This window comes from Larkinella rosea (assembly GCF_003858635.1).
Lineage (GTDB): Bacteria > Bacteroidota > Bacteroidia > Cytophagales > Spirosomataceae > Larkinella > Larkinella rosea.
Genome location: NZ_RQJO01000016.1, coordinates 49,527 through 76,511 on the forward strand (window position 1 = coordinate 49,527; position 26,985 = coordinate 76,511).

At 52.8% G+C, this 26,985-nt stretch carries 13 protein-coding genes; 1 reads left to right on the forward strand and 12 read right to left on the reverse strand.

Annotated features, from left to right (window positions below; genetic code table 11):
• The first annotated feature begins 169 nt into the window (after nucleotides 1-169).
• Entirely contained in the window at nucleotides 170-1,003 is an 834-nt protein-coding gene (locus EHT25_RS30355) for a nuclear transport factor 2 family protein (RefSeq protein WP_229311854.1), read from the forward strand.
• Between the two features lie 167 nt (nucleotides 1,004-1,170).
• Here EHT25_RS30355 and EHT25_RS30360 read toward each other — a convergent pair whose 3' ends face one another.
• The 12 genes from EHT25_RS30360 to EHT25_RS30415 form a co-directional block, all read right to left on the reverse strand.
• Entirely contained in the window at nucleotides 1,171-3,429 is a 2,259-nt protein-coding gene (locus tag EHT25_RS30360; RefSeq protein ID WP_124879213.1) for a heavy metal translocating P-type ATPase, read from the reverse strand.
• Entirely contained in the window at nucleotides 3,426-3,629 is a 204-nt protein-coding gene (locus EHT25_RS30365) for a heavy-metal-associated domain-containing protein (protein ID WP_124879214.1), read from the reverse strand. The genes EHT25_RS30360 and EHT25_RS30365 overlap by 4 nt, the downstream gene beginning before the upstream one ends.
• A gap of 358 nt (nucleotides 3,630-3,987) precedes the next feature.
• Complete coding sequence (locus EHT25_RS30370; protein ID WP_185731543.1) at nucleotides 3,988-8,145, reverse strand: two-component regulator propeller domain-containing protein; 4,158 nt, start codon at nucleotides 8,143-8,145, stop codon at nucleotides 3,988-3,990.
• Nucleotides 8,146-8,215: 70 nt separating this feature from the next.
• Nucleotides 8,216-12,232, reverse strand: a complete 4,017-nt coding sequence (locus EHT25_RS30375; RefSeq protein WP_124879216.1) for a fibronectin type III domain-containing protein — start codon at nucleotides 12,230-12,232, stop codon at nucleotides 8,216-8,218.
• Nucleotides 12,233-12,274: 42 nt separating this feature from the next.
• Complete coding sequence (locus EHT25_RS30380) at nucleotides 12,275-15,388, reverse strand: SGNH/GDSL hydrolase family protein (protein WP_124879217.1); 3,114 nt, start codon at nucleotides 15,386-15,388, stop codon at nucleotides 12,275-12,277.
• A gap of 10 nt (nucleotides 15,389-15,398) precedes the next feature.
• Nucleotides 15,399-16,805, reverse strand: a complete 1,407-nt coding sequence (locus EHT25_RS30385; protein ID WP_185731544.1) for a RagB/SusD family nutrient uptake outer membrane protein — start codon at nucleotides 16,803-16,805, stop codon at nucleotides 15,399-15,401.
• Nucleotides 16,806-16,825: 20 nt separating this feature from the next.
• The gene (locus EHT25_RS30390; RefSeq protein ID WP_124879219.1) at nucleotides 16,826-19,954 is read right to left on the reverse strand and encodes a SusC/RagA family TonB-linked outer membrane protein; all 3,129 of its coding nucleotides are present in this window, start codon (nucleotides 19,952-19,954) and stop codon (nucleotides 16,826-16,828) included.
• Between the two features lie 352 nt (nucleotides 19,955-20,306).
• Nucleotides 20,307-20,738, reverse strand: coding sequence for a response regulator (locus EHT25_RS30395; RefSeq protein WP_124879220.1), 432 nt, complete (start codon nucleotides 20,736-20,738; stop codon nucleotides 20,307-20,309).
• Nucleotides 20,739-20,747: 9 nt separating this feature from the next.
• On the reverse strand, nucleotides 20,748-21,860 hold the full coding sequence (locus EHT25_RS30400; RefSeq protein ID WP_124879221.1) for a sensor histidine kinase: 1,113 nt from the start codon (nucleotides 21,858-21,860) through the stop codon (nucleotides 20,748-20,750).
• A 10-nt stretch (nucleotides 21,861-21,870) separates the two neighbouring features.
• Nucleotides 21,871-22,440, reverse strand: coding sequence for a chemotaxis protein CheB (locus EHT25_RS30405; RefSeq protein ID WP_124879222.1), 570 nt, complete (start codon nucleotides 22,438-22,440; stop codon nucleotides 21,871-21,873).
• A 108-nt stretch (nucleotides 22,441-22,548) separates the two neighbouring features.
• Nucleotides 22,549-23,376 carry a CheR family methyltransferase gene (locus tag EHT25_RS30410; RefSeq protein WP_124879223.1) on the reverse strand — a complete coding sequence of 276 codons (828 nt, stop codon included), beginning with the start codon at nucleotides 23,374-23,376 and terminating at the stop codon, nucleotides 22,549-22,551.
• A complete protein-coding gene (locus EHT25_RS30415; protein WP_124879224.1) occupies nucleotides 23,373-26,843 on the reverse strand; it encodes a response regulator in 3,471 nt (1,156 codons plus the stop codon). The genes EHT25_RS30410 and EHT25_RS30415 overlap by 4 nt, the downstream gene beginning before the upstream one ends.
• Nucleotides 26,844-26,985: the final 142 nt, after the last annotated feature.

A 26,985-nucleotide genomic window follows, 5' to 3' on the forward strand; every position in this document is an offset into this window, starting at 1 on the left:
GAATTAGCGTTTACCTTTGCCGCACTGCTTATTCGAATCATCACATACCGACCTTCTCCGAAAACGCCCGCCGAAAACCGGTAGGTTGTTTTCAGTTGCGCTCCACGTTTCAGTGGGGCCTTAGGCTCTTATTGCCTGACCATTCATTCCATTCCTTTCTTTTTTATCGATGAAAACAAACGGTTTCATCCCGGTTTTGCTGTGCGTCGCGGTTTCCATGACGACCGTTGCGTACTCGCAAACCGTTTCCCAAAAGCGCATCACCATGCAAACCATAGCAGAAAACAAGCAGATCATTCGTGATTTTTACCGGCGCACCGTCGCCAACGGCGATCTCGAATTCGCCAACCAGATCATTGCCGACGACTACATTCAGCACAGCCCAATGGTCAAACCGGGGAAAGCGGGCTTGCTGGAGGCCCTGGCGGCCATGAAACAACTACCCAAACCAGCCTCTACGACCAAACCGTTCATGCGGCTCATTGCGGAAGATGATTTGGTGGTGACCAACATGAGTTTTGAAATGGCCGGCCAGTTGATGGCGGTGATTGATCTGTTCCGGTTGCGAAACGGGCAGGTGGTTGAGCATTGGGACGCCATGCAGAAACAGCCTGAAACGACGTTGAACGGCCATCCCATGCTGGACGGAGCCGTCGAAATCGAAGATTTACCGGCAACGGAAGCGAATAAAAAAACCGTTGCGGAGTTTTACGAGCGGATTTTGATAAACCGGAAAATCGAGTTTCTGAGTGATTATGTGGCGTCGGATCTCGTTCAGCACATTCCGGAAATCGCCAACGGACCGGACGGTTTACGACAGTATTGGCAACAGAAAGGCGACGGTTTTGTCGTTCAGAATGTGCTCCGAATTATCAGCGAAGGCAATTTTGTAGTTGTTCAGGCCGACGGGCAGCTCGATCAAAAACCGGTTACGTTTTACGACGTATACCGACTGAGCCAGGGAAAGATTGTAGAACAGTGGGGGGTTAAAACAACTAGTTGATAGCCCCCGGTTTTAACCGTGGGGCCCTGAACGTACCCCTTGGTCGTGTTTAACCGTTTTAACGGTTTCGGTTGATCACCAAAACCGTTAAAACGGTTGTATAATTTCGCGAAAATGTTTCGTAATCCCACGGTTAAAACCAGGGGTTGATTTCGACTTTTTTATTCTTACAACCGCGCATTCCGCAGTCGCAGGCTATTGCTGACCACCGACACCGAGCTGAGCGCCATCGCGGCCCCGGCCATCATCGGATTGAGCAGAAAACCGTTGATCGGAAAGAGAACCCCGGCGGCAATCGGAATGCCGATCAGGTTGTAAATGAACGCCCAGAAGAGATTCTGGCGAATGACCTGCACGGTTTTGCGCGACAATTCCAGCGCTTTCGGAACCCGATTCAGGTCGGAGGTAATGAGCGTCATCCGGGCCACGTCCATCGCAATGTCGGAACCCTGCCCCATCGCCAGGCTCACGTCGGCCTGCGCCAGCGCCTGGGAGTCGTTGATGCCATCGCCCACCATGGCCACCACCTTGCCCCGGTTTTGCAATTCCTGCACGAAAGCCGCTTTATCGGACGGCATGACCTCAGCGCGGAAATCGGTCAGCCCCACGGCTTTGGCAACGGCTCCGGCGGTTTGCCGGTTGTCGCCGGTCAGCATATACACCTCGATGCCTCGGTTTTTCAGCGTTTGAATGGCGGTTTTCGACGTTTCCTTGATCACATCCGCAATCGACAGGACGGCCAGTACGGCTTTTTCGTCGGCAAAATACACCACCGTTTGCGCATCCTCCTGCCATTGTTGAACATGCTGTTCCACCGATTTAGAGATTGAAATCCCGTGTTCATCGAGCAAACGGCGGTTTCCCACTACGTACGTTGTCCCTTCGTAACGGCCCGAAACACCGCGCCCGGTCAGGCTTTCGAACGTTTCCAGCTTCGCGCCTTTTACCACTAAACCGTTCAGGTGCTCCACCACGGCATCGGCCAGCGGGTGTTCCGACTGGCTTTCCAGGGCGTATAAAAGGGAGGACAAGTGAACGGTTTCGGCTACTTGCCATTCCAGATTCGTGACGGCGGGTTTTCCGGCGGTAATCGTACCGGTTTTGTCCAATACTACGGCATTGACTTTGTAACCCAGTTCCAGGCTTTCGGCATCCTTGATGAGAATCTGGTTGTCCGCGCCTTTGCCCACGCCCACCATAATCGCCGTGGGCGTGGCCAGCCCGAGCGCACACGGGCAGGCAATCACCAGCACCGTGACCGAAGTCAACAGCGCCTGCGCAAACGCGTTTTCGGCGGGTCCGAAAATCATCCAGGCGGCAAACGTCAGCAGCGCCACCGCGATCACGACCGGCACAAAAATTCCGGCGATCCGATCGACCAGTTTCTGCACCGGCGCCTTACTGCCCTGCGCGTCCTGCACCATGCGAATAATTTGCGCCAGCACCGTATCCGCGCCCACCTTTTCGGCCCGAAACCGGAAGCTGCCTTTCTGGTTGATCGTTCCGGCAAAAACCGCCTGATCCGGTTTTTTCTCCACCGCTACCGGTTCGCCCGAAATCATGCTCTCGTCCACGAACGACGAACCGGCCACCACGACGCCGTCGACCGGGATTTTCTCACCGGGCCGCACCACAATCACCTGCCCCACCCGCACCGACGCCACCGGAATTTCGATTTCCGCATCATTTTCCACCACGCGAACGGTTTTGGACTGCAAACCCATCAGCTTTTTAATCGCCGACGAGGTATTGGATTTGGCCCGTTCTTCGAGCAGTTTTCCCAGCAAAATAAAGGTAACGATCACCGCAGCGGTTTCGAAATACACGTGCGGGTGAATGCCGCGCTGGTGCCAGAATTCCGGATTGAGCGTATTGAACGCACTGAACAGAAATGCAATACCGGTCGACAAAGCCACCAGCGTATCCATGCTGGTTTTGCCGTGCCGGGCCTGTTTCCAGGCATTGACGAAAAATGTGCGGCCCAACCCAAAAACCACCGGCGCCGACAGCCCCAGCATGATTTCGTTGGCATACGGCATCGCCATGAAAACCATGCCGATAACGACCAGCGGAACCGACAAAACGGCCGCCCAGATCGTGCGGTTTTTCAGCGATTCGTACTGGCGCTGCTGCGCTTCTGCCTGAACTGCCTGTGGATCTTCCGCGTCGATCACCAGGTCGTAACCGATGGAGCGAATGGCCGTCTGCAACTCCTGCTGCGAGACGGTTTTGGGATCGAACTCGACCCAGGCCTGCTGGTTGGCGTAGTTGACGCCCGCGTCGGAAACCCCCGGCGTCGTTTTCAGCATCGACTCCACACTGACCGCACAGGCCGCGCAGGACATTTCCAGAACGGGGTAAGTTTTCCGAACCGTTTTGGTTCCGGCCCGGGCGGGTCGTTCGGCGGTGTTGGGTTGCGCACTCATACCGGTTCGGCTTTGTAACCGGCTTCCCGGAGGGCTTCCTGTACCTGTTCGACCGAAGCACCTTCAACGGTCAGCAGCTTATCCGGCGTCAGCGTATCGACCTGCCAGTTGGCTTCCCCGACGGCTTTGTTCAGGTAAGGCGTAACGGTGGCTACGCAATTGGCGCACTTGATATTGGTTTTGAAAGTGGTCTTTTCCATGAGTTTATTGCTGTGATTTGACACGGCAAATATCACCGATAGAACAAGAATAGCCATTACAGAATTCCGGTTGGCTGGTATAGAATTATGCGCGAAGGGGGGGTTAGCGAAGGCGGTTGACGTAAAAACCGGTTCTGCAACAAATAGACACATCGTTGACACGTAGGGAATAACGCCCAAACACGCGCTACACTATTTTTATACCGTATTGAAAACTGATTTTCTATTGAATTTACCAGACAAAAAATGGCGAATAAACGCGTAAAACACTGGACCATTCTGGGAGCTACCTACGCCCTCATGACGGGTATCCTGGTCTACCTGCTGTATCTGCTGCTGTAAATAAAACCGGTTTCGATTAATTCAGTTTATTGGCCAAAATATCGTTCAGGTAATCCGAAGGCGATTTACCAAACTGTTTCTTGAACGACTTGCTGAACGAAGAAGAGCTTTTGAATCCGACTTCGTACGCAATTTCGGACACGTTCAATTTGCGGCCCAGCAGTAGTTCCATCGAATGTTTCAGCCGGACATAACAGACAATTTCCACCGGCGTCTGGCCCGTAATGGCTTTGATCCGCCGGAAGAGGTTGCTGCGGCTCATCCCGACCTGCGTCCCCAGTTCTTCCACACTGAATTCTTCGTTGCCCATGTTCTGTTTGATGCAGCCGATCACTTTTTGCAGAAACACGTCGTCAAGCGGATTGTGGCTCAGGTCGTCGGGCATCAGAATGGCGTTTGAACGCAGTTTTTCCAGCAATTTCCGCTGTTTTTCGATCAGTTTTTCGACCCGGATTCGGAGGTAATCCGGTCGGAAAGGCTTAGGCACGTAATCGTCGGCGCCCCACTCAATGCCCTTGATCGCATCCTCCACCGTTGATCGGGCCGTCAGCAGAATAACCGGAATGTGCAGGGTCGACACCTGTCCTTTCACGATCCGGCACAGCTCAATGCCGTCCATCACGGGCATCACCACGTCACTGATGATCAGATCGGGTTCCCGTTTCCGGATAATGGCCAGCGCTTCCTCGCCATTTTCGGCTTTAAGCGTCTGGTAATCATCCCTGAAGAGCAAGTCCAGAAACTCCAGGACTTCGTAATTATCATCCACCAGCAGCAGCGTCGGCTTTTCGTTTTCGTCCTCGTCCAGTAGCTTGTTCATCAACGGAACCGTCACCATCTGATCGCTCTTTTTCGGCTCTTCGACCACAAATTGGCTTTCACTGCCCGACTGATCTACCGGTTTTTCGGCCAGTTGATAACCATCCATCAGCGGCAAATAAATCGTAAAGGTGGTTGAAACATCCGGTTCGCTTTCAACGGTAATGGTTCCGTCGTGTAACTCCACGATGTTTTTCGACAGCGAAAGGCCCACGCCCGACCCGGTTCTGGTGGGATCGGCTTGAAAAAACCGCTCAAAAATATGCTCGATTTCCCGCTGATTCATACCTTTTCCGTTATCGTTAATGGCAATCCGAAACCAGCCATTGTCCTCGTTTTTATTCGGAACCATCGCTCCGGTCAATTCAGAAACAGTGTCCATCACAACGCGAATGCTACCGCCAACCGGCGTAAATTTGAACGCATTGGAAAGTAAATTATTCATAACCATTTCCATTTTGCCCGTATCGATCGCAACCGGATAATTGTCCGATTCAGAATAAACCCGAAAATTGATCTTTTTATGATCGGCCAGCTCATTAAAATTGGCGGTTATTTCTTCGATAAATGGCACCGTATTGATTTCCGCGAATGACAGTCTCAGTTTTCCCTGATCCAGTTTCTGGAAAGTCATCAATTCATCGACCAGCGAAAGCATTTTTTTACAGTTTCGAAACACCAGTTGCAGTTTCTGCTTAACGGAAGGCGAAGTCTGGCCATAGGTTAATAAATCTTCGACCGGACCAACAATCAGTGACAAAGGCGTTCGAAACTCGTGGGAAATATCGGTAAAGAACGACAGCTTCATTTTGTTCAGTGTCTCCAGTTGTTCGCGCTCCAGCTGATGAAACCGGATCTGCTGTTTCTGCTTCGACTGCACAATAATGTAGCGAATGAAGATGAATAAGAGCAGGTTAAAAACCAGGATATAACCGGTTATGGCCCACCAGGTTTTCCAGGGCGGAGGCAGAATTGTTACCTTGATAATTCGCGGTCTGTTGTTCCATTTTCCAAAGCTATTGGCGGATTTAACCTTGAAGAGGTACGTTCCGGGATTCAGGTTTGTATACGTAGCCGAACGGTTTGTGGCTCCGGTATATACCCAATCCTGATCAAATCCGTCCATTTTATAGGCGTAACGGTTATTCTCAGGCACGGAATAATGTAAACCGGCAAAACCAAAAGTAAAAACATTGTTTTTATAGCCTAAGGTTATGGCTTCCGTACTGGCAATCGATTGATTTAAAATAATTTCAGCATTGAATTCGGTATTGATCGTAACGTCTTTGTTAAACAATTTCAAGTCCGTTAAAACCACATCCGGCGGATAATTATCACGGGAAATCGCTTTCGGATTGAAGCAGACAAAACCGTCGGCAGCACCAATCACAAATTGGTTATCAGGCAATTTATGAAAACAGCTGGGGCTAAAATTGAGGCTGGTTAAAAAATGATGAAACTGCTCCCGCCGGGGGTCGAACCGCACTAAACCTTTAATCGTTGTCAGCCACAAGAAACCGTCATCATCCCGAATGATTCCGTTCACGGATTTATCCGCCAATCCGTCTTCTTCGACGTACGTTTTTACCGCACCGATAATCCGTCCGTTCCGGCTCCGTTGCAAAACCAGTTTATTCAGGCCGGATTCCGAGCCGACCCAGAGCGTATTTCGGGGATATTCGGTGATGGAAAGGACCGTGCTTCCGATAAATTTTGTGGTTGTATTGGTATCGAACAAGTCCGTAAATAAACCGATTGCGGGATCAAAACAGGTAATGCCTTTGTCGTCGAAACCGACCCAGATCCGGCCCTGATGATCCTCGTACAACGACCGGATGAATCGGGAGCGGATGCTGCCCACCCGGTTATTCTGGGGCAAAAACCGGCTTTTTGACCCATTTTTTTGAATTAAAAACAAGCCTTTATTCGTGCCGATCCAGAAGTTTTCCTTCGAATCTTTTAAAAAAGCAAAAACCGCCATTCCTCTTAATTCCTCAACAAGTTCGGGTTTATCCGTCAGCCGGATCAGTCCGCCCAGCGTTCCGATCCAGGCGATGCCGTTATCGATAAACACGGAGCGATTTGCGTTCAACAGCGAATGTTCGGGCTGGTATTGATAACTTTTGGTGAGGTTGGAACGGGCATCGTACGTATAAAAACCGGATTTAGCCGTTCCGAAATAAATCATCCTGCCATCCGGTGTATAAATGCTCCTGATTTGATCCTGGTTCTGGTAATTGGTGAATGAATAATAATGGAACGGCAGGGTATTTAAATCCAGTTTATTGAGCCCCATTTCGGTGCCGCACCAGAGCACATCGGTTTTATCGATAAAGACTTTAAAAACCATATTTTCGCTCAAACTATGGCTGTTCGTCGGGTTGTTTTTGTAAAACAGGAGCTGAGGAAACTCGCCTTCCGGCTGTTCTATTTTTGCCAGCCCCCGCGCAGTAGCCAGCCAGATATCGTTGGTTTTTGAGCGGCAGATGTCAAAGATCTGGGTATTGCTCAGGTTCTCGGTTTGCCGGTTGAATAAATTCACCGGCTTGACAGCACCGTATCTCTGCTGAGCAGCATCATAACTGAGTTTCAATAATCCATTGGCAGCCGTCGCAATGTATACATGCCGGTTATGCTCCAGTAAAGCCCAGAGTCGTTCACCATAAGCATTGGGTTTGACATCCAGTTTATAATTTTCATACCGATCGGTTTTATAATGATACCGGACAACACCATCATTGGTGGCAATCCAGATAGCATCCCCTTCGGATTGAATAATCCGGCTAATGTGCGTATTGAAGGGATAGTTGGGAAACGTTTTGAATTGCTTGCGAATGGGATCGTAACTTGCCAACCCTTTTTTCGTTCCAATCCAGAGTTTACCGGTTTTATCGATTAACAACGTGAGAATTTCCTGGTAAAAAGCAACCGATTGGTCCGATACAAGTGACGAAAAAGGGATGAATTTTTCCTGTTTGGTATCGAAATAGTTAAGTCCTTCCAGCGTGCCAATCCACAGGTTATGCGCGTCATCTTCGCAAATGGCATTCGCCCAATTCCCGGAAATGCTGTTTGCTTTTTTTGACTTATAATATTTTTTAAAGGTATACCCATCGTATTTGCACAACCCGTTCATGGTACCTACCCATAAAAAACCGTTGCTGTCCTGATAAATCGAGCGAATTCGATTATCGGGCAGCCCGTTTCGGTTGCTCGTAAACCGTTCAAAAAGAACATCGGGCCGAACTACTTTTTCAGATTTAATGACCAGAGCGGGCGTATCGGCAGCCCGTAAAAGGTGAAAAATTCCCAAGCAGCACAATCCCAGCATCAGCCATGTTTTCAGCCTTTTCATAACCTCTTTCATTTACAACTAAAAGTGTAAAACCGCCTGAGATATAATGGTATTTTTCTCGTAACAGGCTTTATTTCGGGTAGTAAACCTCTTCGGTAGTGGAATGCTGCGTATTCGTTCGCCGGAACGGCTCGCCCGGTTTCGGATTCCAGTGCAGCCAGCTTTCCGGATTTGTCGTCACTGCGTCGCTCAGCCGACTTTCGCCGTTTTTGTTGACCGCCGAAACCGCGTATTCGTAGACTTGTTTACCAGCCAGCGCCGGATCATGAAAGGTTGAGCTGGGGCCGGTATAAATCACCTGGAATTTGCTCGATCCGGCCAATTTTCGATACAATTTGTACGTCGTACAGCCCAGAACCTGCCCCCAATTCAGGATTCCGGTAGCCAAATCCGCTTTCAGGCCGTCGGGAAAATGCGGTTTTTGGGTAAGAAAATAAACCGGATAAGCCTGGGAAGGCTCGCTCTGGTGTTCGCGATTCAGGGCGGTTACGCGGACGTGAGCCTTGGAAAGAGTGTCCGGTTTCAAAACTGTAAAGGCGGTTTTGGCGGTTTTGCCCAAAGCTCGCCAGGTTTCGCCGTTGTCTCGACTGATTTCCATTCGGTAGTTCGTAGCTCCAGCCGCTGGTGCAATAAACAAATTTACTTTCCCGCGGTCATTCTCAGACGATTGGATGTGCGGACGAACCGGAACGGGCAAACCTGCCGTCAGTTGCCAGCTGTGTTCGCCCGCCGGAAACGGAATCGAAAAACCGCTCGATTTCCATTCGACCTGTTGTTTCGTTCCGTCGATGTACAGTGTAAGGCCCGGCGAAGCAGGCCCGTTCCACTGAACCGCAATGGTGGCCGGGCGCGGGCTGAAAAACTTTCCATCCACCCAATCTTTGTTTTTTACCGAGGCACTGATTCCCGCATCCGTATCGCTCGTACTCAGCAGAATTTTGCCGTTTCCAATGCGTTGTCCGTGAAACAGCACCAGATCCTGCTCGCCGGTGGGATGAACGCGGATGAAACCCGCCGTTCCCGAAAACCGCAGCTGATCTTCCTGAACGTCAACCGTTTGATCACTCCTGAAAATGTAATCCGTCTGACCGACAGGCGTTTTGATCCGACCGCCGTACGCCGTTGGCTCCACGGTAAACCCTTTTTTGTGCGACACGAAAACCGTAAAATCGCCCAGGCCATCGTACCAGACACCTTTCGATTCCGCACCGGTGAGCTGCGTTTTGTTTACCTTGTCGCGTCCGGTTCCGACTTTTACGATCTCAATAGTCGGCAGGTCTTCATCGGGATGCGTGAACCACGAAAACCGCCCGCCGATGTTGTTGTTGTAGACGTCGTCGTAGGTAATAAAATAGTCTTTGTCAACCAGCATGACGCTCCGGCTCTGGTAATCGGGCCAGGCATACCCGCTTTTTTCCGAAGACGTGATTTCTGTAAACTGGCCGATGCCAAGGTTGTAGAGCGGACGATGCAGCCCGTTCATCCCGATCGATTTGAAATGACCGTCCTTGAAAACGCCGAAGTTGGTCATTAGATCGGTGTCCTGCACCTTGCGGTCGCCGACATCTTCGCGGCCGTTGTGGCTGTACGATTTGCCCCCGGCGTAAAAATAAATACCGCCCGTGCCGCCCTGCGCCGGAACACCCCAACGGTAATTCGGCCCTTCGTCGATCTGGCTCAGGTGAACGGAAAGCTCGTCCGGCGTATCGACCCCCGCGCGCAGAATCGTCCCGTAACCGGTCATTTTGATACTTTTGAAATCCGGTTTGGTGCCCCGGTCATACCGCCCTTTCGGGTACATCACCTGCTGAAAGGCTTCGTTGCTGGCGTAAAACGCTTCCTGATCGTCGTCGGTCGGTTTGGCCACATACCGCAAATGCTCGCCCAGTAGCGGATCATAATTGTTCAGAAGATTCCCCAGCATCCAGAGCGAGCTCGGCGCTTTCCGGCGGGCGGCATGGGCGCCCTGCGGAGGATGAATCCGGCGCGGCTCTTCGGTTTTGGTGACGATGCCCCAGAAATGGTAGTCGAGACTGCCATTGGGATTACGGTAAAAATCCAGCGACTCGCCGTTGTACGGAGCGGATAATGCGTTCAGAATCCAGTTACCGATGGCGGCCACCTGCGGCCCCGCCAGGCGGTTTTTGCCCGGCTGCGACTGGTTCAGCAAAAACGACGACCGGATGGTGGACCGGAAAAAGCCCCAGACGTAGGTACCCAGGTTCTCCGTCCAGCGACCGCCCAGCGCGTCCCAGGAATTGACTGTCGGGCGGGTGTGGTACCGCGTGTTCAGATCGACGTATTTTTCAAACAAATCCGCCCAGTGGACGGCTTCCGGGTGGTTCGGAAACTGGTAGGCCGTCATGGCCGGAATGCTCTTCACGTCGGCCAGAAAGTTGGGGTGTCCGCTGAGCATGTAGCGCATCGGCATGTATTCCTCGTCGGCGGCCACGTAGGTATGAAACAGGAACATGGCCGTCACGCGGGCTTTTTCGTCCGGGTTCAGCGACGGATAAAACCGGTTCAGGGCATCGATCCATTTCTCAAAAAACTGCCGGGCGGGCACCGGGCCGTAACCGCTGTTCTGCCGGGTTCCGCTGAAGGGCAGTTCCGAAACGTAATAGTTACCCAGAAAATCCCGGACAAAATCGGCCCTGGTTTTGAGTTTGCCTTCCTTGAACAAAACCGGGGCCGTGGGCAATGAATCCGGATACGTCAGCTGCCAGTTTTTGACTTTGTCGAGGTGAATCGTGCCGTAGCGGTTTTGCAGAAACGCGTTGTGCGAAAGCTGCGAAATTTCAGCTTTGTAGGTAAATCCGAACGGGTGTGGCTGGGGCTGATTTTTCGTTTCCAGCTCGTTCATGTACTCGATGTCCTGTTGATGTGGATAACAACTCAGGGCGACGGACCGGCGGCCTTCCGAAATCGGAAACGCCCAGGAAAGCAGCTTCTTGCGGTAGAAAAACCGGATGTTCAGGATCTTGGATGAGTGCCAGATGCTGTAATCGCTGTCGTTCCAGTTCGCCAGATCGTTGGCGAAAACGCCGACCGATTGCCCGTTTTTTTCGTCCCAGAACAGCGTGGACGTTACGACCCGCTCGGCGGGCCAGGGTTCAAAAATCCCGACTTCGAAGGGTATTTTTCCGGCTTCACCGTCGGGCATGATGCCGTGGTGGTAATTCAGTTTCGTCTGGTCGATGGTTTCCCAATTGAACCGCCCAAAACCGGGGCTGGCACCGTAGGTTTGCTGCTGCGGGCTGGAACCGGCCGTTGTGACGGTACCGGGTCGGCCAAAGGGGTGGTTCGGAGCCTGCCGGTGCGTGGGCTGAAATTGCGTCCAGTCGAGCCGCCAATAGACCGAGTCCTCCGGTTTGAAACCGCTCATCTCTTCCCGGATTTCCACAAAATCGGACTCCTGAATGCACTTCACCGTGGCCAGATACGAGGCTCCGTTGGCAAAGCGGTAAGTAATTCGGTACGTTACGAAAAGCGGCCCGACCGCCAGTTTTTCCGTTTCGATCTTCTGGATTTTCCGGGTTCCGGTTGCCAGCGCCGATTGCCCCATCGCCGGCTTGCCCGACTGAAAAAGCTGCATCACCGGCCCCGGAACCGGCCCGGAAGCGGGCAACGAAGCCGGAATCCGAACGCTGAGTTTATCCGTCCGAATCAGAATCGTTTCACCTTCCTTCGTTTCGCTCAATGGGATTGATTGAACCGGTTTGCCGCGGGTTAACACAAAGGTTCGGGTTCCGCCGGATGGCAGGTCGCTGAACAGACTCAGGGTGACCAGCGTTTTTCCGTCCGGCGATTTCCGAAACTCCGAAAACTGGAACGGTACGGTTTTCCCGGATTCTTTTTCGACCAGACTAAAGTCTTTTGGATCGACCGGCTGATCGAACTGAACCGGGTAATTCAGCAGCGTTCGGGGCCACCAGTAAAATGGATGCCGCAGGTGGTCTTTCAGGACAAAAACCGCCTGTCCGTTTTCAAAACGAACCGGCGGAGTGGTCGCAAAAGTGGCCGAAAACGGAATCAGAAGCAGGCCGACCCATAACCAGCTCTTCGACTTGCGTGTCAGGTACTTCACTTTTAAAACAGGGTTTAGGAATAATCAGCCGCTTGCACGGCATTACTTCACCAGTTCGCCCACGAGCAACACCGAGTTGACAAACCAGCCGTTTCCGGCGTAATTGTCCGGATTCGTAATTGTAATGTTCTTTTTCTTCATGATTTCGGCTTTGTCGAACGGTTTTCCGCTTACCCGAAACGTCGCTTCGTGTTCGCCGTCGGACAGGTCTTTCAGGAAAAAAGTGTTCTTCCGGTAATTGTTGCACCACTGATCGAAGCGGTAGACTTCCACCGGCGGTTTGCCGTCCACAACCACCTCGACGATACCGGTTTTGGGGCCAATCACGTCGTAAACGCCAAACGTGTTTCCCCGGAATTTCACCGTAAATGATGCATCCGGCGGGTTTGCAGCGGATAATTCCGGCATGAATTGGCCGAATTTCTGCCGCAACTCGTTCGTTTCGGGCAAAACGTCCCACGAACCAGTTCGGCGCAGCTTCGACAACGGAATCAGTTGGGCCGATTCCCAATTACCCTTCTCCAGAGCCGCAGGCAGCGGGTGCGGTTTTTGCCCGGCATTGTCCTCCAGTTTTTTCATAAACTGAATAACCGAATGGGCGTAAATCGGATGCCCGGATAGCGGAAGCGGGTGGGTTTTGTCCGACGTAAAAACCACCTTGTCAGGATGTTCGCCCGGATTTCCGGTAAAAATCAGTTGCCCGGTTTCCAGCAACCGAATCACTTCCACGCCCATGTGAATTGACGGAATCCGGTAATGATCGGCCACCTGTTCCATCGCAATAGCCGAATGCTGGTACTGGCCTTTGCGCATCGTTTCCACCACGTTTTCGGCGATGGTATACACAAAGCAAATATCCGCCAAGGGGTATTGTTTCCAGGTTTTCCGGACAATTCCCTCGATGGTTTTTCGGATTTCTCCCTCCGTTCGCCCGTAATCGTTGACGGCAAATTCGACAAACACCAGATCGGGCCGGTGGCTCAGCACGTCCTGCTCCATCCGGAAAACGCCGAGGTCCGAACCGGTGCCGCCGATGGTCGCGTCGATCTGCCGGAACGGTGTGAGCGGGTAATTGGCCCGAAACCAGTTGAACGTCAGATCCCGCCAGCCGTCCTTAGCCTCGGTGATACTGCCGCCGATGTAGGCAATCCGCACGTCCTGTCCCGATTGGATTTTCCGGAAAAAATTCGGCAAACCGCCCCGTTCGTGGGATTCGGCCAGGCCACCTTTCTTCTCCCGCCTGATTTGCGGGAGGACCCCGGTCCAGTCGACCTGAATCGCTGACGGGCCGGTCTGAATGGCCAGCAGACTGTTGTCCATTCGGATGGCGGGGCTTTCGATCATCGGCCACTGTTCGCAGGACGTTTCCGGTTTGCCATTGATCCAGACCGCCGGAACCGACCGCGCCAGGCCGTCGGCATCTACCGGCAAGCCCGGCTGGTATTGCATCCGGATTTTGGCGCCCTGGGTCGTCTGGTACGTCAGATCCATCGTGTTCCAGTTCACCGAAACCGGGTTGCGGGGCAGTTGGCTCACAAATTTTTTAAAACTCCCGAATTCGGCCTCCGTCCCGAGTTCAAAGATAAAACCGGTTTGCGGACCTTCGCTTTTGACGACGTTGAATCCTTCCAGCCCTTTTTCGGTCAGATTGGTGTGCATCGAATACGGTTTCAGCGGTTTGATGCCGACGTACGTTTTTCCTTCCCGCAGAAAAATCCAGCCGCCGGTTTCCACTTTTTCGTCGATTGATTTGGGATACCGCAACGCGCCCCATTTCAGCAAATTAGTGGCGTGCCCGTCGCGCCAGGCCCATTTTTCCGGGCTCGGCTGGTTCGGCCAGGGGTCTTTCTGCGGAATGTCAAAGAGCATGATGGCGGCATTCCGGTAATGCGCCGTCTGCTGAAAGGGCGAGATCGTGCCTTTGTGCCAGGTGTCGGGCGTGCGGTCTTTGTGGTCGCCGTCGCTGTACCAGTAGGGATGGAAGCAGTTCAGGTAATTGAACCGGTCGGGGCTGCTCCAGACGATGTTGAACCCGTTGGCGTCGTGGTCGGCGTAATCGCCCCCCGGCACCCACCGGAAATTCCCGCTGCCAATCGCGTATTGCTGCGCCCGGTATCCATTCCGCATCATCATGTGCGGGCGGGCCCGCTCCCCGGCATAGGGTCCGAAGGTCGAAGCCGATGATTTCAGCGCGTACGGGACGCCCCTGCCTTCGGCCAACTGAAAGAAAACCGCATCCGGAATGACGTTGGAAAGCGCGGTGTAAATGGTGTAACTGGTTTCCCAATAATTCGTAAAATCCTGAATTTTAACGGATTTTGTATTCGCTCCCCAACCCCAATACAGCCAGTTTTGGTAAAGCGTGCCGGTTACGTACGGGTCTTTGGGCTGGTAATCTTCCTGGGTATTCATCCGGCCATACGGTGCCAGGGTGCGGCCCTCAAAATTATTCAGGGCCTGCAACGACCATTTGTAGAGCAGATAGGCTTCGGCAATGGCTTTCACCTCCGGGTCCTGCGCAAACTCGTACAAAATCGCCACCGGGAAGTTCATCGTAATCTCGTAGGTCGTCGAGAGGTATTCCGTGTAGCCTTTGGCGTAGACATTTTTAAAGGTTTTGCGCAACCGCTCCTTCATCTCGGCCATCAGCTGGGCGCTGGTCATGCCGTTGGCCCACTTCGCATCCGGAAAATACTGCCCGAACAGGTAGGCGCTGGTCCACATCATGGTGGCGTGGTTTTCGGTGCCGTGGCCCAGAAAACCTTCTCCGGCATTTTTGTCTTCTTTGGCCAGCCGTTCGGCATCTTTCTGAATCACCGCAACCTGCCCGGGTGTAAAACACTGCCGAAACCGCCCCAGGGCCAGCGCAACGCCCGGAAAATCGAACATCGTTTGCTGCGGATGGTGCAGGATGTTGGTGATGTAGTTGATGGCTACGGTATCTTTCGGGTTGTTCCAGAGCCGGGCACAGGCTTTGGGCAGGTTGTGTTTGCCCCGCGTGCTGCTATCCGCCACCAGTCGCGCATCGTGTAGTCCTTTCAGCAGCCACTGCCGACGGCCTTCAAACGTGGCCAACTCCTGCGCCTGGATCAGCCCCGAAAACAGGACTCCGAAAACCGCTAAAAACCACCCTGCCTTCGTCTGTTTACCCTTCATAGAAAACGGATTAGTAGCCCGGATTTTGTTTCAACACACCCTGCATTTTATCGATTTCCGTCTGCGGCAGCGGAAACAGCAGCCAGTTGTCGTTCGCATTCAGGCCGATGGCTTTCAGGGCCTCGACGGCAGTTCCGGTCCGGACCAGATCGAACCAGCGGACGCATTCGAACATCAGCTCACTGCGCCGTTCTTTCTGCATCGCCACCCGAAAACTGGCCAGATCCGGCACCTGCGCGCTGGTCAGGTCTTTCAAACCGGCCCGTTTCCGCACCTGATTCAAAAGCACGAGCGACTCGGTGTTTACTTTGCCGTCTACCTCCGACAACACTTCCGCATACAGCAGCAGCACGTCCGTATACCGCTGCACCGGGAAATCCATGCCCGATTCGGTCGAAGCCCGGTCGTAGCCGTAATCGAATTTGGTGTTGTTCAGCGCGGCAATTTTGGTTCCTTCCAGCGTTGTGAATTCCTTCGCAATGTTGAAATCCCGGCGAATATCGCCCGCTTCGTAGGATTCATACACGCCTTTTTCAAACACCGGATTGCCGCCGTAAGCCGGGTTGAACTGCCGCTGGTATTGCGTACTTTCGCCAATCCCGCCGATTTTAAACTTCGCTCCCAGAATGACCTCCTTGCCGCGTTCATTTTCCAGCGAAAAAATTTCCGCATACGTCGGCGCAAAGGCATACTGACCGCTTTTGATGACACTTTCCAGCAGCGGTTTGGCGTCGGCCCAGTGGTTTTCTTTCAGCGGAATACCGCTCATGGTGAGGTAGGCACGGGCCAGTTCCACTTCGGCGGCCTGTTTCGAAACCCGGCCGTTCTGAGCCGCCGTGAGGGTAGCGGGCAACACCCCGATAGCCGCCGTCAGATCCTTCGTGATTTGTCCGTACACCTCCTTGATCGGCGACCGTCCGATTTGCAGGGCTTCGCTGGTGGAAACCTCTTTCAGCACCAGCGGCACATCCCCGAAAATCCGGACGAGGGCGAAATACCCGTACGCCCGGAAAAACTGCGCTTCGCCTTTGATGCGGGCCTTGACGGCTTCATCCATCGAAACGGCGTCGATGCGGTCCAGAATGAGGTTCGAATACGTAATCATCTGGTACATCGTATTCCACATCGTGGAGGTCGTGTTCGACTGAAACGCGTTGTTACTGATTTCGGCGTACGAATACATGATGTGGGTGTACGTATCCCCCCGAAACTCGTTGTATTCGGTCCACATCGTCGAGTGAACTCCCTGAAAAATATTGTAAACGCCCACAATGGCGGTTTCAAAATCCTTCTGGCTTTTGTAAAACGAGTTGAGGTTGGCCGACGAAATCGGATTCAGGTCAATAAAGTCTTCTTGGCAGGCGGTCTGGCTTAAACTGAGCGCAGCGGCAATGAGTAAAATCGAATATTTTTTCATGATCATAGACGGTTTAGGAATCAAAACGCGACGTTCAAACCCAGAATGAAGGTGCGAGCCAGCGGATAGGAGCCGTAGTCACCACCGGGAGCCAGTGGGTTACCGCTCCGGGTATTGACTTCCGGGTTGTAGCCCACGTCATATTTGTCGACGGTCAGCAGGTTTTCACCCGTAGCATAGATCCGGATTCCGCCCGATTTGATTTTCTGGGATACGGTTTTCGGCACATTGTAGCCCAGGGAAACGTTTTTGATCCGCCAGAATCCGCCATCGTACAAATGCCGTGTGGTGTATTGCGAACTCGCCCCCGTCACCAGTTCCGAGGCTGCCGGGGTGGTGCCGTCGCCCGGTTTTTCGGGCGACTGCCAGCGGTTTACCCAGTTTTTGTAGTGGTTTTTCTGGCTATCCGACGGCCCGTTGAATTCCCGACCGATGTCGTTGAAAATCTTGTTGCCGCCCAGGCCGTAGATTAGCACGCTCAGATCAAAACCGGCGTAGGAAAACCGGTTGGTGACACCGAAATAGTATTTCGGCTGGTTCTGGCCCACAATTGTCCGATCGTCGATGTTGATTTTGCCGTCGCCGTTCACATCCTTGATCCGCACGTCGCCGGGCTGCGAACCCGCCCAGCTGGGGCTGGCGGCAATTTCCTCCTTCGTGTTCCAGATGCCTTCCTGCACGAGCATGTAATACGCACCGATCGGCTGGCCGACCTGCGTGATGTTCACCTGGCCCCACCAGTCCCCGCCGATGATCGGCGCGTCACCCGGACCCAGTTGCAGCACCCTGTTTTTGTTGAACGACAGGTTCAGGTTCGTGTTCCACTGAAATTTGCCGACGAGGTTTTTGGTGGCTACCTCAAATTCCCAGCCCTTGTTTTCGACCCGGCCCAGGTTGCGCAGCTCCGAACTAAAACCGGTAACGGTCGGCACCGGCACATTCAGCAGCAGGTCTTTCGTCTGGTTGTTGTAGTAATCGATGGATGCGTAGATCCGGTTTTGCCACACGCCCACATCCAGCCCGATGTCGGTACTTGTCGTGGTTTCCCAGCTCAGGTTGCGGTTCGAGATCGAGTTCGGGTACATGCCCACCGATACGGCCTCGTCCGTTCCGAACAGATACGCCGACTGGCCTAATAAACCCACCGCGCCGTAATTGGGAATGTTGTTATTTCCGGTCGTTCCCCGGCTGGCCCGCAGTTTCAGATCGCTCAAAACCGGTACGGATTTCAGGAAAGCTTCTTCCGAAATCCGCCAGCCGATGGAAGCCGCCGGAAACCAGCCCCATTTGTTGTCGGCCCCGAACCGCGAGCTGCCGTCGCGTCGTAAACTCGCGCTGATCAGGTACTTGTTGTCGAAAGCATAGTTGACCCGCCCCAGATACGACAGCAGCGACCATTCGCTTTCGTTCGTATTGCCCTGGGTGATTTTCCCGGCGGCATTGAGCGTCGGGACCAGGTCGTTGGCAAAGTTTTCGCCCCGCAGATAGCCCGACTGGTCGTTCTGCCGCTGCGACGTAAAACCGGCCAGTGCCGTGATGCTGTGTTTGGTGTTGATCGTCGTCGCGTAATTCAGGATGTTCTCATTCAACCAGTTTAAGCTGACGGTATTCCAGCTTTCGCCGATCGGGGCGCGGGTGCGGGAGATGATCTGGTTCTCAAACCGGTCGCGCTTGGTGCTGATGTAGTTGGCGCCAAAACTCGTTTTGAAACTGAGCCCTTTCGCCAGTTTGACGGTTGCGAATACGTTGGCCAGCATCTGGCCCCGGGTTTCCTTATCGATCAGGTTTTCAATGCGTGAAACGACGTTGGCCCCGCCGTCCCAGGACACGGAATAGTCCGTGTATTCCGGCGATTCGCCCCAGATGCCGGTGCGGATCGGCAGAAACGGATTTGCGTACAGAATGGTGTGCAAAACGCCCCCTTTGCCTTCCGTATCGCGGTCGTTGCTGACCGAGTAGGAAGGCGTCAGGTTCAGGCCAACATTCAGATACTCATTGACATCCACCGAAACATTTGTCCGGAAAGAATACCGGGTATAATCGGTATTTTTCACAATGCCATCCTGTTTGAAGTAGTCGGCCGAAACGAGGTATTTTGCTTTCGCACTGCCGCCCGACGCCGTAATCTGGAAGTCCTGCATGGGGGCCGTGCGGTAGGGCCACTTCTGGTGGTTGTAATACGGCACGCTCGCCGGGTTGGTTTTCCAGACGGGGTCGTACTGGTAATTGCGGGGCCGGGTTGCCATCGGCGCGTTCGGATCACCGCCGGTTTTGGCCCAGGCGCGGTCGCGGCCATCCACCAGCATCGACAGCCATTCCGTGGTGTTCATCATCGGAATCAGGCGCTCGACGTTCTGAATGCCGGCATACGCTTTCACGTCCAGTTTCAGTTCCCCGGCTTTGCCTTGTTTGGTGGTGATGATGACGACCCCGTTGGAACCGCGCGACCCGTAAATCGAAGCCGAAGCGGCATCTTTCAGCACCTCGATGGATTCGATGTCGCTCAGGTTCATGTTGGCGAACGTGGTCGCATCGATCGGAAAACCGTCTACGACGTACAGCGGATTCGCGCCTGCCGAAATCGACCCGATGCCCCGAACCTTGATCTCGGCGGCTTTACCCGGTCGGCCGCTCGGCTGCTGCACCTGCACCCCGGCCAGTTGCCCCTGCAAGGCCTGATCGACGCGCGCAACGGGCCGCACCTGCAACTCCTCCCCGCCCACTTTGGCAATGGCGCTGGTGACGTCGCTTTTGCGTTGCGTGCCGTAGCCCACCACGACGACTTCTTCCAGGGATTTGGTGTCGGTAAGCAGGCTGACATCAATGGTCGATTGGCCGCCGACCGGTACTTCCTGGTTGATAAAACCGATGTAGGAAAACACCAGCGTGCTGCCGGTATTGGGCACCGAAAGCGTGTATTTGCCATCGGCATCCGTTACGGTTCCGTTGGTGGTTCCTTTCACAATAACTGTGACACCCGGCAACGACTTGCCGTCGCTCCGGGCAGAAACCGTCCCTTTAACGGTATTAACACCCTGCGCGTGAACCGCCTGAAACCCCGCCAGAACGGCTCCTAAAAGGAGGATCAATCGACGAAGTCCGACAACGTCAGTGAGCAGTCGATGCAGTGGGTACAGCTTTTTTTTCATTTTTGAGAATCGGGTTTAGGAATAATCCGGTCATGACTAACGGAAATTCAAATATCACCGAGCCCCGAAAAAATGGCAGTCCGGAATGTTCCAAATGCATGTCCTAATGTTGCATGCTTCGAAAAATTGTAAAATCAGGACGTTTTTTTGACTTATTTCGACCGTTGCGGAGTGCCGGAATTGAAAATGGCTCCGGTTTTTTGAAAGAGGTATTCCAGAAGCTTCGGAAATGGAGCAACGAAAAACCGGTAGCCGCAGAGCGCCACTACCGGTTGGAAGGATTTTTGGGAGATGGTTGGTCTGCCGATGTGCAGGTTCAACTTTCAGCAGACTGGAAAAGCAGCGGTTTGCCTCAATACTCCGTCAGCCGGGGCAGTTCCACGGTCCGGAGCCAGTAGCGAAGCGTAGTCTGTAACTGTTCCTGCCAGTCTTCAAACAAAACCGGTTTGGTATGGAACGCCCGTGCACCGAGCCAATAGGCCTGGCTGATGTCTTCGGGCCGCGACGAACCGGACCACATTACGACGGGGATTTGCTGGTAGTTTTCGTTGGCTTTCAGCCGACCGAGGGTTTTCAGGCCGTCCAGCACCGGCATAAAAAAGTCCAGCATAATCAGGGAAGGGTAATCTTCCGGAAGAATAGTCTCGAGGTGGGCCAGCAAAGCCGCTCCGTGTAAAAACCGCCGGATTTTCAGGTTCGGATGAATCTCGTGAATGGCCCGATCAATGTGGGTAAAATCCTCCTGATCGTCTTCCACAACATAAAATGTGATAGTTGTTTCCATGCGTATGCGTTACTTCATCCATTCAAAATAAAAGGTACTTCCTTTTCCGATTTCCGACTCGACCCAGACTTTCCCCCCCTGTTCTTCCACGAGCATTTTCAGGATGAACAACCCAACACCAGTGCTGCTTTCGGCCTGGGCCACGTTCGACGTGGTTCGGAACAGCTTGAAAATGGCTTCGTGTTCATCCGACGAAATGCCCGGCCCGTTGTCTTTCACGTAAAACTCAACCATCCGGCCCCGGTCCTGAAAACCAATCTCAATGAGTCCTTCGGTTTTATCGCTGTATTTGACCGCATTACTGATCAGGTTCTGAAAGATTTGATGAAGTTTTATTTTTTTCGTTTTTAAAACCGGCAATCGCCCGGCAATGTCAATCGAAATGTGTTTGGGCGGAAAAATCAACATCGCAATCTGCTCAACCAGCTCGTGCACATCGACTTCCTCAACGGTTTGCTGCGACACATTTTTCCGGGAATATTCCAGCAACGAATTGATCATGTCGGACAGGTGAAAAGCCGCCGACTTGGAATGACCCACATACTCCTGAATTTCTTCCCGCGGCACCACCTCCTCTTCGTTTTTCATTTCGAGCAGCGAAAGAGCTGCAATCATCCCGACCAGGGGCGACTTCAGATCGTGGGCCACGATGTAGACGAATTTTTCGAGTTGTTTATTGATTTTCTCGAGCTGGAGCGCCGTCTGTTTCAGCTCCTGCTGGTAATGATAGAGCTGCTCGAAGACGTTGACCTTGGCTTTGGTCACGTTGACATCGAGCGGTTTTTGCAGGTAATCGACCGCGCCCTCGCCAAAGCCTTTCAAAATATAATGCTCTTCCTTGTTGATAGCGGTGACAAAAATGATCGAAATATCCTTGGTTTTGGGATTCGATTTCAGAATCCGGGCCACCTCAAAACCGTCCATTTCGGGCATCTGGACGTCGAGCATGACCAGGCCGATCTGGTCGTTTTTCAGCGCATACCGCAGCGCTTCATTGCCGGAAGTAGCCTTGATAAACTTTCGCTGGTCACTGGCCAGCATTTCCTCGAGTACGAGCAAGTTCTCCTCGCGGTCGTCGACCAGCATGATGGTAATATCCGGGGAGTTGTTCGCTGTTACCATTCGTGTAGAGTTAATCGTTGAGTGCGTGTAAAAAAGTTGCGATTTGTTCAGGTTTCATGATTAATACACGTTTATTTCGGTCCAGAGCCGCCTGTGGCATGACCGGATATTCGGCGGTAGCAGGATCCTGCACAATGGCCGTTCCGCCCGCACCGACAATGGCGAGCAGTCCGTCGGCGCCGTCCTTGTTGGCACCGCTCAGCAAAATTCCCACCGCACTCCCGGCATACGCCTGCGCGACGCTTTCAAAAGTTACATCAATCGACGGCCGACTGTAATGAACCAGCTCGGAATAGTCGAGACTGATCGTTTTATCGGGTTCGATCAGCAGGTGGTAATTTTGCGGCACCAGATAAATATGGTGGCCCTGAATCACCTCCTTGTCGTCCGGTTCTTCCACCAGAATACCGTTTCCCTTGTTCATCAGAATCATGTCCATGCTGCTGGCCACGTTCTTCAGGCGGTGTAACACAATGAATACACTATAGGTAAAGTGTTCCGGCAGCGCTTTCAGCAATTCCACCACGATCGGAATGCTCCCCGCCGAACCACCAATCACCACCGCCTTGCATTCGTTCATTGGGGTTTCGGTTTTCAGTTTGCGGTATTCGGTTTACGGTTTCTGGTATTCGCCGGGCCAACGTTCCGGTGGCTAATGCGTCAGCCAACCGAAAACCGAAAACGGGTTTTATGTCTTACTTCGGTAAATTCGAACCGCCGGGCTGACGACATCGAACTGATGCCGGGCTTCCGAAAACAGCAACGATTCCTTCATGCCGAGCGCCAGATACCCCAGCGGGCTCAGGCTGTTGCTGAACAAAGTCATGACCCGGTTTTGTAAAGTCCGGTTGAAATAAATCAGCACATTCCGGCAGCACACCAGTTGAAATTCGTTAAAAACCTGATCCGTTGCCAGATTGTGCGTTGCAAACACCAGATTTTTCCGGTATTCTTTATGAATGATTGCGTTATCGTAGCGGGCCGTATAATACGACGAAAAATCCCGGATTCCGCCCGACTGAATGTAGTTCGACGTATATTCCTTCATGTTCTGCAACGGCACGATTCCCTGCCGCGCCCGCTCCAGATTGGCCGGATTCAAGTCGGTCGCGTAAAGCCGCGCCCGGTTGAGCAACCCCACTTCGTGCAACAGAATGGCCATCGAAAACACCTCCTCGCCGGTCGAGCAGCCCGCGTGCCAGATTTTGATGGTCGGGTACGACGCCAGCTTGGGCAACACATTATTTCTCAGCTCTTTATAAAACGCCGGATCGCGAAACATTTCCGTTACATTCACCGTCAGCGACTCGATAAACCAGGTAAAAAACCGGCTATCGTTGGTCAGTTGGTACTTCAGTTCGTAGGCCGTCAGACAGCCGGCCTTCTGCATACAGCGAATCACCCGGCGCTGCAGCGAAGCCCGGGCATAATCACCAAAATCGTATCCATACTGTTTCCGGACAAGTAGAATAATTTCTTCCAGTTCCTCCGTTGAAATGTGACTATGAACTGTCATGCTTTGACGGATAGCCAGACCCGCATTAACGAAAATAAACGCCCGCTGTCAACGGGTTTGGTAATATAATCCGATGCGCCGGCTTCGATGGTTTTTTCGCGGTCACCAGCCATTGCCTTGGCGGTCAGGGCAATCACCGGCAGTTGCGTCATTTTCAAATCCGTGCGAATCCGCCGGGTTGCTTCATAGCCGTCCATTTCGGGCATCATAATGTCCATCAGCACAATGTCGGTATCGGGATTTTCCTGCAATAGTTCCAGGGCTTCCCGGCCATCGACCGCCGTCAGGACGTTCATTTGCTGCTCTTCCAGCAGGGTACTCAGGGCAAAAACGTTCCGCATGTCGTCGTCGACCAGCAACACTTTTTTCCCCTGCAAACTCTGGTCGTTGATTTGCGTCAGCGGTTTGGGCAATTCTTTGGTTTGCACTTCCTGTACACGATACAAAAACAGTTCCAGTTCGTCCATCAGCCGGTCAATGGCCTGCGAAGATTCCCGAATCACCACATCCGACAGCTTTTTGAGCTGGTATTCATCGGCCGGTTTCAGGTCCTTGTCCATGTAAATGATCACCGGCAGCGACTCCGCCGGCATGTCTTCCCGCAGCTGTTTCAACTGTTGAACCCCCTGCTCCAGATCGCCCCCCATATCGACAATCAGACAGTCGTAGGTGTGTTCCCGAAGTTTTTTCAGCGCTTCTGCATTGGTGGCAACGTACTCACATTCCAGGTCGGCATGCCGCTGACTGATGATTTTCCGCAAGGAGTCGTCGTTCAGGTAATCGCCCGACAACACCAGCACTTTCTTGATATGCCCCTGCAAATGGTCACTGATCCGCCCAAATGCTTTCTCCAGATCTTCTTTTTCGACCGGTTTTCGGATGTAGGCCAGTGCGCTCCCTATGCCCGACTTCGGCTCGTCGGCCGCCGACATCACGTGCACCGGAATCGTTTTCAGGCTATCATCATTTTTCAGCCAGTTAATGACGCTCCAGCCATCGACCACCGGCAACTGCATGTCCAGAATAATCGCCGACGGTTTATACTTTCGGGCGTAATAGATGCCCTCATCGCCCCGCAAAGCCACCACGGTTTTGTAGTTTTTACTACGGGCAAAATCCTGAACCACAGCGGCAAAAGTGGGATCGTCTTCAATAATAAGCATCACCTTATCGCCTTTTTGCAAGGTATGCCGGTCGTCTTTCAGCGTATTCTGCTCCTCCACGTTGTGCATCAACTGGGGCACAATGTCCTTCAAAGGTACACTTTCTTTTGTTGGTTCCGGCACAACTGCCGTGTGATTATCAGACGCCGAAACTTCGGTAAGCGGCAGGTAAACCGTAAACGTGCTGCCCGCTCCTTCCGTACTTTGCAGCCGCATTTCACCCCCGAGCCGTTTCACGAGTTCCTTGCTGATGGAAAGCCCCAGCCCCGTTCCGCCGTACTTCCGGCTGGTCGAGCCGTCGGCCTGTTGAAACGCTTCAAAAATCACCTGCTGCTTGTCCGGTGGAATACCGATGCCCGTATCCTGCACCGAAATCACCAGCAGCTGGCGGGCTTTCACCAGCGGTTCGTTCGAAAAACCGCCCATTGGCCCCTGCGTCCGGAACGCCAGTGTGACGGTTCCTCCCGAAGGTGTAAACTTGAACGCGTTGGATAACAGGTTCTTAATAACTTGTTCGAGCCGTTGTTTCGCGATGAATAAAACCGATGGTACCGACTCATCTACTTTCGTTACCAGTTGAACGCCTTTCTGATCGGCCACCACACTGAACAGTTGTTCCTGATCATGAACCATGCCACTGACCGACGTATTTTCGGCCACCATGTCGATTTTCCCGGCTTCAATTTTGGACAAATCCAGAATATCGTTGATCAGATTAAGCAAATCCGAGCCCGATTTATGAATGACATTGGCGTATTCAACCTGTTTGCCGGTCAGGTTGCTGGTCTTATTCTCAGACAGCATTTTGGCCAGAATCAGGACGCTGTTCAGCGGAGTCCGTAATTCGTGCGACATATTGGCCAGAAATTCCGACTTATACCGACCGGTTTCTTCCAGTTCGCGGGCTTTCAGCGCCAGGGTCTGCCGCCCCACTTCCACGGCTTCGTTTTTCTCTTCCAGTTCGGCGTTAATCTGGCGCAATTCTTCTTCCTGCACCTTCAGTTCTTCTTCCGATGCCTGCAAAATTTCGGCCTGCCGCGTCAGTTCTTCGTTCGACTGCTGGAGTTCTTCCTGCTGATTTTCCAGAATTTCTTTCTGTTCCTGCACCTGCTCGAGCAACCGAATGACTTTTTTACGGGCGTCGGCCGCGTTCAAAGCGATGGCAATGTTATCGGCAACCGTTTGCAGCAGATCCAGTTGCGCCTGGCTCATCGGCCGGAATGTCGCCAGTTCAATCACTCCTTTCAATTCTTTTTTATACCACAGCGGAATAAAAACCAGCTGCCCCGGAACAGATTTTCCGCTGCCCGACTGAATGGTCCAGTAGTCGGGCGGAACCTGGTTGACGACCAATAGCTCGCTGCTCGTTGCGGCCTGTCCCACCAAGCCTTCCTGCAAACCGTACATACGTGCGGTGTGCTTCGGCAACGCAACCGACGCATTCAGGTCCAGTCGCTCCTTTTCCTCGTCGTAACAGTAAAAACCGCCCGCCTGAACGTTGAGGTACTGACTGAGATTTTTCAATACTTCGTGCGCCAGCGACTCCGTTTCGCTGGCACCCTGCATCGAATCGTTCACGACGCTCACGCCCGTCAGCAACCAGTTTTTTTCGACGCTCACCTGATTGAGTTGCTCCAGTTCTTCCAGATTCTGATTCAACTGAACTTCGGCTTTCAGGCGCTTCTTCAGTTCAAAATAGAATAAAAAGGAAATGACGATGCCCAGCACTAACAGGAAAACTCCGCCGATCGTGAACACGTAAATAGCGGAGGAAACGGCGCTTTCGCTTTCTTTCTCCCGATTTGCCAGCAGCAGTTTCTCAACCTGGCTCATGTCGCTCAGCTTCCGCCGGATTTCGTCCATCCGTTGTTTTTCGCCGTCGGTGATCCGGACGATGTCGGCCCGGGTATAACCGCCGGCCTCCGTGCCGAGTCCTTTCCAGTATACCAGCAAATTCTGAATCAGCCTTTCCGTTTCAATGGATCGCTCGGTTTGTTCAGGATTGTCCGTCACAAGATTCCGGATCGCGTGGGCCGACGGAATCACGTTTCCCAGGGCTGCATTATAGGGCTGCAAAAAACGCTTTTCGTTCGTAGACCGGAATGCCCTCCGGCCCGTTTCCATGTCGATCAGATACTGTTCCGTAATGGCAATATGACTCAATACCTTGTAACTATGCCGCACCCAACGCGCTTCTTCCAGCTGATTTTGAATTGTACGGAAGGCAATTCCTCCCAGCACAACCAGCAGAAAAAGGGCAAAGGCAATACCGATAAACAACCGATTGGTCGACGTAAATTTCATGCGTTCAAAACGGAATAGAGACAAGTGACGGATGTCGCACGTAAGCGAAGCTGTATCCCAAATTAACCTGCAATCAGGTATAAATCCAGTATGGACAAAACGAGCGGAAAATTCGGTTGGTGGAAACGAAACGCCAGGTTAT

Bases quoted from the DNA above. Each gene is read 5' to 3' on its own strand.
- EHT25_RS30355 (WP_229311854.1), top strand. From the start codon at position 170: ATGAAAACAAACGGTTTCATCCCGGTTTTGCTGTGCGTCGCGGTTTCC.
- EHT25_RS30360 (WP_124879213.1), bottom strand. From the start codon at position 3,429: ATGAGTGCGCAACCCAACACCGCCGAACGACCCGCCCGGGCCGGAACC.
- EHT25_RS30365 (WP_124879214.1), bottom strand. From the start codon at position 3,629: ATGGAAAAGACCACTTTCAAAACCAATATCAAGTGCGCCAATTGCGTA.
- EHT25_RS30370 (WP_185731543.1), bottom strand. From the start codon at position 8,145: ATGAAAAGGCTGAAAACATGGCTGATGCTGGGATTGTGCTGCTTGGGA.
- EHT25_RS30380 (WP_124879217.1), bottom strand. From the start codon at position 15,388: ATGAAGGGTAAACAGACGAAGGCAGGGTGGTTTTTAGCGGTTTTCGGA.
- EHT25_RS30385 (WP_185731544.1), bottom strand. From the start codon at position 16,805: ATGAAAAAATATTCGATTTTACTCATTGCCGCTGCGCTCAGTTTAAGC.
- EHT25_RS30390 (WP_124879219.1), bottom strand. From the start codon at position 19,954: ATGAAAAAAAAGCTGTACCCACTGCATCGACTGCTCACTGACGTTGTC.
- EHT25_RS30395 (WP_124879220.1), bottom strand. From the start codon at position 20,738: ATGGAAACAACTATCACATTTTATGTTGTGGAAGACGATCAGGAGGAT.
- EHT25_RS30400 (WP_124879221.1), bottom strand. From the start codon at position 21,860: ATGGTAACAGCGAACAACTCCCCGGATATTACCATCATGCTGGTCGAC.
- EHT25_RS30405 (WP_124879222.1), bottom strand. From the start codon at position 22,440: ATGAACGAATGCAAGGCGGTGGTGATTGGTGGTTCGGCGGGGAGCATT.
- EHT25_RS30410 (WP_124879223.1), bottom strand. From the start codon at position 23,376: ATGACAGTTCATAGTCACATTTCAACGGAGGAACTGGAAGAAATTATT.
- EHT25_RS30415 (WP_124879224.1), bottom strand. From the start codon at position 26,843: ATGAAATTTACGTCGACCAATCGGTTGTTTATCGGTATTGCCTTTGCC.